We start from the raw sequence: 11297 nt of genomic DNA on the forward strand, positions 1-11297 counted from the left end.
ATTAGGCATCTTCTCCTTTTTTCATCGGTAGCCTTGCGGATGGACTTCAGAAGTCTTGCCGGAGAGCGATCTTCGGCCATCGTCTTATTAATTTCTAACACTCTTCTTATAAAAGCCCAACATTCATATGGAATAATATTGATGTAACCAACAATGGAGGTACGAATACTATGGCTATCCCCCTGAGAAGAGAGAGTGAAGACAGTGAAATTGGTGCTCCCTATGGTCTAACGAGGATTCTGAACATCTTGCAGATAAACCGCAGGTCACCGCAGGCATTTGCAGAATCTCTCCCCTTTTCACTCAACGATACTACCGCAGGCTCAGAGAACGAGCTACAGGCCGTGGTCATGGGGAAGAAGGATGATGTCGATCTTCCCATATCCATCGAAGAATCCAATTATTACCAGAACATCGTCAAGCGCATCAAGGCAGGCGAGACGCCCCGGAGGATAATCACCGAGCTGGAAAAATACCTGAGTGATAACCGGGAGGATGTATGGGAGAATAGCTGGGTCAGGTTTCCCCGCTCACGGTTAAGCCATTATGCCAATAAAACTTTCAACCGTGACCTTCTGGCTGACAAAAGCAATCCATCCGCCGGCAGGCGGACGGATGCGGACAGATTCATCTTGTATCGAAACGGGGAAGAGCATATCAGGATTCCCGTAAGCTACCTTCTGAAACTGGCCCTGGCTGACGCTGTCAGCTCCGGCCCTGATTTTCACCTTACGGTACGGGCAACCGGTGAGCGGATCATGCACCATTTCCTGAATGACAACACCTCACCGGAAACCTTTTCTTTTCAAGCGGTCCTGCTCAACCCGCGATCCGGGATGGGCAGGGAGATAGCCAGAGAGACGGCCAAGCGCTTTCTGTTGACTCAGTTTCTCCTCATGTACGCCAACCGCAGCTTTCAGCTTGTATCGACCGGGCAGCGGGCGTTAGTCTATTTTGCACCTCACCCACCTGTCCGGCAGCGGCACCTGAACGATCTCATATCGGATGCCTTCTACCGGGAGCTTTTCATGAGCCCCTGCCTTTCCGGGTGGGACAAGGGCGAAGCCAAGTATCAATATATGATTCTCTGCCATCAGGTTTTGTCCCGAAGCCATCTGAATACCCTGGTCAAACTCAAGGATGCGGGCATTATCACCAGAAACCTGGTGGTGCTTCCCAACCTTTCCAATATCAGCCTGGCGAATAACGGAACCCACATCAGCCTTGGCAGCCGCAAGCTGACTGGACTCCTTGGCGATGCGGCCTCCGGATTCGGGGCCAGGGAGGAAAAGTACTTTGGCGATCTGGTGATAAAAATTGCCGAACACTTTCTGCCTCTCTTTGTCAATGCCTACAGCGCCGCTCCCTACCGGCTCGATTTCTGGGACTTTCATCCTGAAAGGGCGCTGGGGTATTTACCGCATGAGCTTGATTTCACGCATCTTCGCATGATCTGGCGAAGATGGAAGGGAAAGGCCAGGCTGAAAATTTTCGGCAATCCCATCACCCCTTTCGGACCGAAATGGCTCGATGTGCTGATCAGCAGGATTTTCGAGCTGAAGGGAGACTTCATTCTGGATTTCCGGCTTATAGACTATCTGGTGGCCCTGATGAGCACCGATCAGAGCCCGGCCCTGGATGGCAGGCTGGGGAATGACAAGAGATTGAAAAAGGACCTGGCCGACCTTGGTGTGTTCGACACCCATATGTCGATCTATCTTCTCTACCGGCTCCGTGAATTCTGGGCTATGGGCTTTTCGGGGTTCGAGGGCCGCCACTACAGCCTGTTCGAAAGCCTTATGGATGACCTGGGGCAGGCAGCCGGTCTCCAGACTCTGATCACGGCCCTGGCTTTTCACTATATCCTGAAAGGCGAGATAACCCATGACCATATACCGGACGATCCTTCCGTGGAAAGCGAGCGCCGCCAGATATTCTTCGGAACGGCAATCGGGATCCCGACCTTTTATGTCCGCAAGAACACGAAAAACCAATTCATGATGAAAATTTTGAAAAAAGTCCAGGGAATCCGCCTGAGCCACCGCTATCCCAATTATCTGCGGGTTCATAACCTCGAATACCGAAAAGCCCTCATCGAGGTCATCAGGGAAGATGCCCCGGACCTGATCGAGCTTATGGAACTGTCCGGAACTCTGACTGACCTTGAGCGCAGGATCATTAATCCTGAGCTGTACTCGGCTGGCGGAAAACTCACCCGGGATATCTTGGGCGAAGCCAATGCCCCGACGCCGATGCACCTTGCCGGCAGGGAGTTTAACCTGGCTGCCGAGCGGTATTACCGGAACACGTTAAGGATCCGGCACGTGAAGGAAGCCCTCAGCCTGCTTGAAGAGGATGTAAGGAAAATCGAGACTTGCGCTGAAGACAGCGCTGGCTCCTGTGGGGAAAGCCTGACAGCTATACTCGGCGGAAAGAACCCCTTGGAGTTTCTGGCAGCCATCCAGGGCGATCTCATCAGTGAAACCGCATCCCCCGATGTCTTGAGGAAACTCATCCATCTCACGCTCCTGACCATCCATGACGACAGGGAAAAGGGCAGGAAAGAGCAGCAACGTCAAAGGACTTCGGTATGATTTCGCTTCCCAAACACCAATACATCGAGCGTGAAACCGGCCGGATCAAAACGGAACGGCTCTGCGGCGACCGGCTGATCGGTGCGCTCTACCTGACTGCACGGGAAAATTCCGCGGCTCTTTTCCGGGCGCTGACCGGCGGACGGATGTCCAGCCTGCAGAATGCCTCGATCCTCTTCGAGGAGCTTTTCGGGATAGATAAAACATCCTGGCTCAGGGCCTTCGAGGGAGGGGATTTTGCCATTTTTCGGCTGACTCCTGATAAGTATCACTATAACCATACTCCTGTGGCCGGAAAAATTGTGGACATTTACCCGATTGGCGGGGAGTATCACTCCTGCAATCCGACTGCGGTCACTGCTATTCCCGGGTTGAACAAGGGGGTTGATAGGGATACCCACCCCAAAAAGCTATCACACTTCCCCCCGTGAGGGCCTCCGGGCCCTCCAGCCCCGGTGAAACCGTCCTAACGAATATTTAACAATAACTTCAAAATTATTTAACATTTCCCCTTTAATATTTATATGAATTTAGTCTTCATCTATTTCAACAAGTTGCCAAAAAGTTAAAAATTTTGGGGATTAGATGCGCAAAAATCGAAACTACATACTCGCTTGGCTGTGTACTTTTATCTTGATGATGTTATTCATGCTTCTGGCCAAGATATCAACGGCATCAGCCTGGTGGCATGAGCAGTGGTTATACCGCAGGCAGATTGTTTTTGATACTTCCTCTGCAGGGATCGATCTCAGGGAAAATCCTGGCCCGGTGGTGATCCTCCTGAGGCTTCATTCGGGCAATCTCGACTTTTCCCGGGTGAAAGAGAAAGGAGAGGATATTCGCTTTGTGAGCAGTAGTGATAAAACGCTCCTCAAACACCACTTCGACAGCTATGAACCGGTAGATGAGATTGCTCTTGTCTGGGTGCAGGTACCTGCGCTTTCGAGCGGGCCGGATGGAAACTTCATTTGGATGTACTATGGAAACAAAGCTGCCGAGGATAGTCAAGATACCAAGGGGACCTACGATGTGAATCAGGTGGCTGTGTACCATTTTGGAGAGACTGAAGGCCAGCCCAGGGACTGGACGGCTTATAATAACCCTGTATCAGGCTTCAGCGGTGGGCTGGGCTTACCTGCGGTAATTGGCAATGGGGTTTCCTTTAACGGTGTCTCCGATATGATAACCATCCCTCAATCACCCTCCCTGAACTTTTCCAATGGGTTCACCTTTTCCACCTGGATCAGGATCAACGCTCCGCAGCAGGATGCATATCTGTTTTCCCGAGAAGAGAAAGACCGGTCCCTGGTGATCGGCGTCAACCAGAGCAGGGTCTATTGCCGGCTGAGGGCCGACGGTCAAACGTCCGAGGTTGAATCGAATACGGATCTTCCTTCCGGGAGCTGGCATAATGTGGCAGTCTCGGTTGATCAAAACCGCAAAGCAGTTATCTACGTTGATGGTACCGAGACCGGTTCCGGGGATTTCCCATCGGATTTGTCCGAATTGACCGGAAATCTTACCCTGGGAGGTTCAGCCAATGGCGGACATTTCCTCGCAGGTGATGTGGACGAGGTCCGGATATCCAACATAGCAAGACCAGTGGCATCGATACGGCTGGCAGCCGTTAATCAGGGAGAAGGCAGCACATTCTGCTCCTATACGGAAGAGGAAAAAAACGAGGGACAGGGATTCATCGCCAAGCTTGCAGAATATGGGGAATATACCAAGACGGTTATTCGATACACCACGCTCGATGGGTGGGCCATCAATATTACCCTGTTGATCATACTTGCCCTGAGCTGGATTGTTTTGCTGGTTAAAACCCTCACGCTTTTCTTGGTGGAAAAAGAGAACAGGGTATTTCTGGAATCGTTCAGGCAGAATAACGATATTCTTGCACTTCCGGAAGAAGATGCCGGTTTTCCAAATTCATCCCTGTACCAGGTTTACCGGGAAGGGAAGCGGGACTTGAAGGAACGCCTCGGGAACCAGGCAACTCATCAGAAAAATAAAACCCTTCATCCCAAGGAACTCAGCTCGTTCAAAGCCAAGCTGGAAAAGGGGACTACCAGGGAGGAGCAGAAGCTCAACAGATGGCTGCTCATTTTAACCCTGGCCATCAGCGGAGGCCCTTTCCTCGGGCTTTTGGGTACGGTCTGGGGGATCATGAACACCTTTGCCGCTATGGCCCTGGCAGGTGAGGCAGATATCGTGGTTATCGCTCCGGGTATAGCCTCGGCACTGTCTACGACAGTCCTTGGGCTTATCGTCGGCATACCGGCCCTGTTCGGCTACAATTACCTGGTTGGAAAAATACGAAACATAACCGCTGACATGTATTTGTTCGTGGATGAACTTACCTGTAAAGTGGATGAAACCTATGGAGAGCAATAGCATGAAACCGAAGGAGAGCATGGAGATCAGGGAGAGCATGGAGACCTTGGAAACCAGGGAGACCAGGGTATGAAAAGAAATATTTACCAGAGTGCAGCTTACACCGAGATTAATATAACACCCCTTATGGATCTGGCCTGGAATCTCCTGGTTGTCTTCATCGTGGCCATTACGGCTACCGTTCAGGGCATCAAGGTCAATCTGCCCAAAGCCAGCAGCACTCCGAGCATGGCCAAACCAAAGACCAAAGCGATCTCCATCACCGCCGAAGGCCGGATTTATCTCGATACCTTCCCGGTAACGATCGCTGATCTGGAGTCCAGATTGCGGCAGTATAAGGCTGCCGATCCTGATTTGCCGGTAATTATCAAGGGGGATGAAAAAATTGCCTATAAGCAGGTCGTAGAAGTCCTGGACCTTCTGGCCAGGCTCGAGATCAATCAATTAGGGCTTGTGACCCAAAAACTCGTTAAATAACCCCGGCAGGACACTATTAACCGCAGTTATATTTTACCGGAGGATAACGCCCTTATGGTCCAAAGCAAGCAAAAGCCCCTGCAGTCGTCAGTAGTTGGAATTGCTGCCAGCATCGTTTTTCTCATCCTTATCGGCTTGATTATTTTCGCTGTCAGATCGATCGATTACGGGCCGACGAGAAAGCGTCAGGTTCAGACAGTCCATCTGATGCGAGATGATCCACCGCCGCAACCCAAGCCCGTAGAAAAGCCGCCTGAGCCGGTAATCGAGCAGCCCCAGGAGGTCATAGAACAGCCGCCGGAAACGCCGCCTCCCGATCAGACCGCCGAGGATCAGTCACAGAATGATCAGACTGCCAGGGATAACCTCGGAGTGGATGCCGAGGGCGGAGCGGGAGCGGATGGATTCGGTCTGGTGGGGAAAAAAGGAGGAAGACCCCTGCTGATCGGTGGAGATGGTTCCAGCGGCGGGGGATGCTCACCGTTGAGGAAGTATGCCTGGTATACCAGGAAAATCGAGATGGAAATCAAGAAGCGGCTGATGTTCCAGGGAAATAACCTTCCTTCCGACGATCTTCATGTGCTGGTTAAAATTACCCTGGATGAGCAGGGAAGTATCACTGACTATTCGATTTACGATTCATCCGGCAATGACCGGCTGGATGAGGCAGTGGAACTGGCTATGAAGCAGACTCAATCGGTCAGTGAACCGCCGCCGGAAGGTATGCCGCGGACAGTCAAGCTGCGGATATCCCTCGGATAAGCGGGGCAGGAGGCAGGAAAATGGATGACAGAAGGGTGTCTGGAAAATCCTGCCAGAGGGCGGGGTTTTTCAGATACACTCTCGCTTCTTATTTGCCAGAACCGGAGAAAGTATATGAATAAAACCAGAATAGCGACCAAACTCGTCAATATCATCCTGGTGATCAGTCTCGGAGCAACGGCTGTTTTGTGGTGCAGCCATATCAGGCTTACCCGGAATCAAAAGTTCCTGGAGGAGAAGCTACGGGAAGCTGATAGCCGGATGACTTTCCTGAAAAAGAAAAGAGTTGAGGAGGGCAGGGTTTTGCAGACCCGGCAATTGCGGGAAAGATCCACCCTGGCCGGGCAGGTGCAGTCTGCTGAGGCACAGGTTGAAGCGCTTCGGAAAGAAAAAGAGCAATTAGCCCAGAAGTATGCGTCCCTGCTGGGTCTGAAAAAAAGGGTCGATCGCGATATTCAGGCACTTGCCTGTAGATTTGAAGAAGTTTCGGAAGGCTGGGAAAAGACCAAAAAGGAACTGGCTGTCATGACTCTTCGGTGCCGGGAGGCCGATACGAAGGCAACCCGGCTGGTAAAGGAAAAGCAGGATATCGAGAAGACCCTGAATTCGAAGCTTGAAAAAGTGAATAAAGAATTTGCCCAGTGTGAATCCCATAACGCCAGACTTTGCCTGATTGCCGATGAGCTGATGGAGCGATACCAGTCGAAAGGGGTTGTTAACGCTCTGTTGCAGAAGGAGCCCTTCACTCAGTTTAAAAAAGCCGAGTTGGAGGAGCTTATGCAGGAATACCGGGAAAAAGTCAATCAGCAGAAGCTGCACACTGCATCCAGCCAACCAAAACCTTAACCTTTGTCTCATCACAACTGCCGGAATCCGAAAAGCGATTCTCATTTGCAGGTACTATATAGAAAGAAAACGACAAAGACAAAGGACACCACAGAGACATAGAGACACAGAGGTACACAGAGGAAAACGGAGGGAGATAGAGAGGAACAGATGAACACAGAGAAAAGCAGAGAGCAAGGTATCTCCCGATTATTTCGGTACCCAAGACGGATTCTACCATTCACCCCTACCTAACCTGAATGGCTCTTACAGAAGCCAAGTCGGTACTCATCCCCTGCGGCGGCAGCCGCTTTGGATTGCGGTGGCACGACACCGCTTTCCTGGGCGTGGATAGAGCAGGCATGTGATGCCCCAGGACAGGGGCAGTATTCCAGAATGTGCGGTATGCCGGTATGGCAGCATTGCCAGGATGTCTCTCCTTCCTCTTGAGGAGCCAGGACGCCAATATATCCCCTCTCCCCCGTGGGGGCGAGGGAGAAAAACACTGCCTGGTGCTCAATGCTCTGGGCGGAAGTGGAGAAATTTCCCCATGAGAGCAGAAAAAGTAAAACTGTCCGCCCCTGAAACCCTTTGGGGGGAGAGGGCTAGGGTGAGGGGGGCGCGGTTGAGGCAAACCGGCCGGGTAATCCCCTGCTGTATTTACTGAGCAATAGAATCACTGCGTACTTCAGTGGTTAATTTCTGTAGCTTGCTCAACCGAAAACCGCTCCAGGATAAGGTCCATGTCCGCGCGATCAATCCTAACGAAATTCTTACAAAATTTTAACGATTGACTAATCAGTGTTGGGTATCATTAATTTAGTTAACTGAAACATTTGGTGAGATCTCTCCATATATCCGTGCTCTGAACAGAGCTTTACCTGTTGTCTGACACAACACCGGCAATAAGGACGTGAATTCGTACAGTAAAGTAAGAAAAGTCATAATTCTAAGGAGAAGGAAAAAATGAATACCATGAAAGTCAGGACTTATCTGCTGAGTTTTCTGCTATCTGCATTTCTCGTGATCTGTGCCTTTGCACCCCGGGTTGAATCCTTGACCATTAACGGGGCGGGAGCATCGTTCCCGTATCCCATTTACGCTCAATGGGCACACACGTATGAGCAAACAAGCGGCCAGAAACTCAACTACCAATCCATCGGTTCGGGGGGAGGCATAGCTCAGATCAAGGCTAAAACTGTAGACTTTGGCGCTTCGGATGCTCCGCTCAAGAAAGAAGAGCTGGATGCAAGCGGCCTGATCCAATTCCCCATGATCATGGGAGGAGTTGTGCCGGTTGTCAATATCAAGGGAGTGAAGGCAGGAGAGATGAAGCTCACCCCGCAGCTTTTGAGTGACATCTTCCTGGGCACGATAACCAGGTGGAATGACCGGGCTGTCAAGGCGGTCAACCCCGGACTGAAACTCCCCGATAAAACCATTACCGTAGTACACCGGGCGGACGGATCGGGAACTACCTGGATTTTCACCAATTACCTGGATAAGGTCTCGGCGCAATGGCATGAAAAAGTTGGAACCGACAAGGCTGTTGCCTGGCCTGTCGGCGTGGGTGGCAAAGGGAATGAAGGTGTGGCCGCTTATGTGCAGCGCATCGACGGATCGATCGGATACGTCGAATTTGCCTATGCTCTGGAGAACAAAATGGCCCACGCGCTGCTGAAGAACAAGGCCGGCAAATTCGTTGAGCCAACGATCGAGACTTTCCAGGCTGCCGCAGCCAACGCCGACTGGGAGCATGCTCCCGGCTTCTATCTGGTCCTGACCGACCAGGCCGGTGAAAACAGTTGGCCGATTACCGGCGCATCCTTTATCCTCGTTTACCGCGAGCAGGCAGAGGCAGAAAGAGCCAAGGGTATGCTCAAATTTTTTGACTGGTGCTACCAGAATGGAACGAAAGAAGCACAAGACCTCCAGTATGTGCCAATGCCCCAGAATGTGGTTAAACTTGTGGAATCTACATGGAGCAAAGAAATAAAGGCCGCAGGTCAGCCTGTCTGGCCGTAAGGGTTGAGAGAGCATAAGAGCGGCAGGAATCAGAAAAGATTACAGATATCCGGGCAAGAGAGAGTAAATCCTCCCCCTTGCCCGGAATTTATTATGATTTCAGCGACTCACCCTTCATCAGCGTCATAGCCAGGGATGTCTTTTGGATGGTATCGCCAGGAGGAGAACAATTCTGTTTGACCATCAGGAAAGGAGGTTGCGCATCATGGCCAAAGGCAGGATTCTGGTCATTGATGATGAAGAGGACATATTGGAGGTGGTAAGATACAACCTGGTCAGGGAAGGGTACTTCGTGGAATTGGCTACCTGCGGTGAAGAAGCACTGACCAAAGCCAGATCAGAACTTCCCGACCTTGTCGTCCTTGATCTTATGCTGCCGGGAGTAGATGGCCTTGAGGTTTGCCGAACTTTAAAAAATAATGTCACGACCTCTCATATCCCTGTCATCATGCTATCAGCAAAAGGGGACGATGTTGACATCGTGTCTGGCTTTGAGCTTGGCGCTGACGATTATATGACCAAGCCTTTCAGTCCCAAAGTGCTGATAGCCAGAATCAGAGCAGCCTTGCGAAAGCGCAGGAAGGGTGATCAGGCAGATGCTTTGACCATGGTCATCCATAACCTGGTTATTCATCCCGCCCGCCATCAGGTGCTGGTGAACGGAAAAGCCGTAGAGCTCACAGCCACCGAGTTCAATATCTTGTGCCTCCTGACTCGCAAACCTGGGTGGGTTTTCACCCGTAACCAGATTATCAACGCTATCAAGGGAGATGATTATGCAGTCACGGACCGATCCGTTGATGTGCAGATCGCCGGATTGCGAAAGAAACTGGGCGTCGCAGGCGAGTATATTGAAACCGTACGAGGGGTTGGCTACAGGCTTAAAGAATAGGTTTCATGCAGGCTTATGATAAAGACTACCTGTGCCCCTTCAGGGACGGATCATAAGTAACTATTCAGGTTCAAAGGGGCGAAGGCAGAGGCACAAAGCTGCCTCTTATCTTCTTTACCCCCGGTTCTGTGCTTTTGTCTCTTTATGCCTTTGTGCCTGAGTAGTTACGATCATGATTCATAAGGATAGTTGAGCTCAGTAAGTAACCTGGCTCAATGGGAAAACATGTCATTTTGAGAAAGAGAGTATAAGGAGGAAATTATTATGGCCTTACTTGATGGATTGTCCGGACGGTGGGGACAAACAATTTTTATCGGGGTGGCAGTCGGTCTGGCTACCCCTGTCATTATGCCTATTTTGTGGTCTGTAGCCCGCCCTTTGGCTAAATCGGTAATCAAAGAAGGGCTCATTATCAGTGACAAGGTAAAGGAAATCACTGCTGAGGCTCGTGAGCAATTGGGCGATCTCGTTGCAGAGGTAAAGGCCGAGAGAGCGGATACGACTCCTGCTGGTGCGCAACTGAGCTCAGCTCAAGAAGGTTAATCCAAACTTTAACTTGTATAAGGGGATTTGCGTAACTACTCAGGTACAAAGGGACAAAGGAACAAAGGGGGCAAAGGCACAGAGGCACAAAGTTACCTTCGCCTAGTTGTGCCTTTGCCCCCTGAACCTTGAATAGTTAGGGTATTTTTCATGACATGATACGATTATCTCGTGGGAAACCAAATAAGGAGCCTAAAGAAATGAATCCGGGTAACGTGAGGATTATTCATGCCATCCCCGGCAGGGTACGGATAAGAATCCTGAAAATAAAGAATAATCCAGCCTTGGCCGCTGAAATCAGAGAAAAGTTTTCAGTCATAGATGGAATGAAACAGGTGGAGGCAAACCCAGTAACCGGCAGTATACTGATTCATTATGATCCGGGGATAATTCACTCTCTTCACTCTTTAGGCTCCCTTTGGGAGGTCTTTTCCGAATTTTTCCCTGAACTGACATTACCGGAGTGCCAGACCCTTTTTATTTCCCGGAGCGAAGCCTTTGGCCAGGCAGTATCTTCGCAGGACAGAATTGCCGGGATCTTCGGGAAATTCGATACCACGGTGAAAGAAGCCAGCGGCTTGAGCCTGAAAACCATCTTCCCTCTGGCTCTCTTCATACTTGGCGTCCGCCAGCTCCTGGTATCTCAGGACACTCCTCTCCCAAACTGGTATGATTTTCTCTGGTTTTCCTTCAGCGCTTTCTTCCTGTTAAATAAGCCAACTAAATAAGCCATTGTGCGAGTAAGTGTAAGATAAGATGATTTCCTGTCCAGGGAAAAAGGA

At 50.7% G+C, this 11297-nt stretch carries 10 protein-coding genes; all 10 read left to right on the forward strand.

Annotation, left to right across the window (positions count from 1 at the left end; translation table 11 throughout):
- Window positions 1-170 precede the first annotated feature (170 nt).
- Window positions 171-2594: a hypothetical protein gene (locus AB1611_11660; protein MEW6380246.1), complete on the forward strand. Its 2424-nt coding sequence runs from the start codon at window positions 171-173 to the stop codon at window positions 2592-2594.
- Window positions 2591-3025 carry a phosphatidylserine decarboxylase gene (locus AB1611_11665; GenBank protein MEW6380247.1) on the forward strand — a complete coding sequence of 145 codons (435 nt, stop codon included), beginning with the start codon at window positions 2591-2593 and terminating at the stop codon, window positions 3023-3025. The genes AB1611_11660 and AB1611_11665 overlap by 4 nt, the downstream gene beginning before the upstream one ends.
- 205 nt (window positions 3026-3230) lie before the next feature.
- On the forward strand, window positions 3231-4991 hold the full coding sequence (locus AB1611_11670; GenBank protein MEW6380248.1) for a DUF2341 domain-containing protein: 1761 nt from the start codon (window positions 3231-3233) through the stop codon (window positions 4989-4991).
- A gap of 69 nt (window positions 4992-5060) precedes the next feature.
- The gene (locus tag AB1611_11675; protein ID MEW6380249.1) at window positions 5061-5468 is read left to right on the forward strand and encodes a biopolymer transporter ExbD; all 408 of its coding nucleotides are present in this window, start codon (window positions 5061-5063) and stop codon (window positions 5466-5468) included.
- 54 nt (window positions 5469-5522) lie between these two features.
- The gene (locus AB1611_11680) at window positions 5523-6230 is read left to right on the forward strand and encodes a TonB family protein (GenBank protein MEW6380250.1); all 708 of its coding nucleotides are present in this window, start codon (window positions 5523-5525) and stop codon (window positions 6228-6230) included.
- 114 nt (window positions 6231-6344) lie between these two features.
- Window positions 6345-7076 (forward strand): hypothetical protein, encoded by a 732-nt coding sequence (locus AB1611_11685; protein MEW6380251.1) that lies wholly within the window; start codon window positions 6345-6347, stop codon window positions 7074-7076.
- A 954-nt stretch (window positions 7077-8030) separates the two neighbouring features.
- A complete protein-coding gene (gene pstS, locus AB1611_11690; GenBank protein MEW6380252.1) occupies window positions 8031-9080 on the forward strand; it encodes a phosphate ABC transporter substrate-binding protein PstS in 1050 nt (349 codons plus the stop codon).
- A gap of 205 nt (window positions 9081-9285) precedes the next feature.
- A complete protein-coding gene (locus AB1611_11695) occupies window positions 9286-9972 on the forward strand; it encodes a response regulator transcription factor (protein ID MEW6380253.1) in 687 nt (228 codons plus the stop codon).
- A 264-nt stretch (window positions 9973-10236) separates the two neighbouring features.
- Window positions 10237-10515: a DUF5132 domain-containing protein gene (locus tag AB1611_11700; protein MEW6380254.1), complete on the forward strand. Its 279-nt coding sequence runs from the start codon at window positions 10237-10239 to the stop codon at window positions 10513-10515.
- Between the two features lie 200 nt (window positions 10516-10715).
- Window positions 10716-11243, forward strand: a complete 528-nt coding sequence (locus AB1611_11705; protein ID MEW6380255.1) for an HMA2 domain-containing protein — start codon at window positions 10716-10718, stop codon at window positions 11241-11243.
- Window positions 11244-11297 lie beyond the last annotated feature (54 nt).

It is taken from the genome of bacterium (genome assembly GCA_040755755.1).
Classification (GTDB): Bacteria; SZUA-182; SZUA-182; order DTGQ01; family DTGQ01; genus DTGQ01.

Coding starts and splice junctions, on each gene's coding strand:
- AB1611_11660 (MEW6380246.1), top strand. CDS start 171: ATGGCTATCCCCCTGAGAAGAGAGAGTGAAGACAGTGAAATTGGTGCT.
- AB1611_11665 (MEW6380247.1), top strand. CDS start 2,591: ATGATTTCGCTTCCCAAACACCAATACATCGAGCGTGAAACCGGCCGG.
- AB1611_11670 (MEW6380248.1), top strand. CDS start 3,231: ATGATGTTATTCATGCTTCTGGCCAAGATATCAACGGCATCAGCCTGG.
- AB1611_11675 (MEW6380249.1), top strand. CDS start 5,061: ATGAAAAGAAATATTTACCAGAGTGCAGCTTACACCGAGATTAATATA.
- AB1611_11680 (MEW6380250.1), top strand. CDS start 5,523: ATGGTCCAAAGCAAGCAAAAGCCCCTGCAGTCGTCAGTAGTTGGAATT.
- AB1611_11685 (MEW6380251.1), top strand. CDS start 6,345: ATGAATAAAACCAGAATAGCGACCAAACTCGTCAATATCATCCTGGTG.
- pstS (MEW6380252.1), top strand. CDS start 8,031: ATGAAAGTCAGGACTTATCTGCTGAGTTTTCTGCTATCTGCATTTCTC.
- AB1611_11695 (MEW6380253.1), top strand. CDS start 9,286: ATGGCCAAAGGCAGGATTCTGGTCATTGATGATGAAGAGGACATATTG.
- AB1611_11700 (MEW6380254.1), top strand. CDS start 10,237: ATGGCCTTACTTGATGGATTGTCCGGACGGTGGGGACAAACAATTTTT.
- AB1611_11705 (MEW6380255.1), top strand. CDS start 10,716: ATGAATCCGGGTAACGTGAGGATTATTCATGCCATCCCCGGCAGGGTA.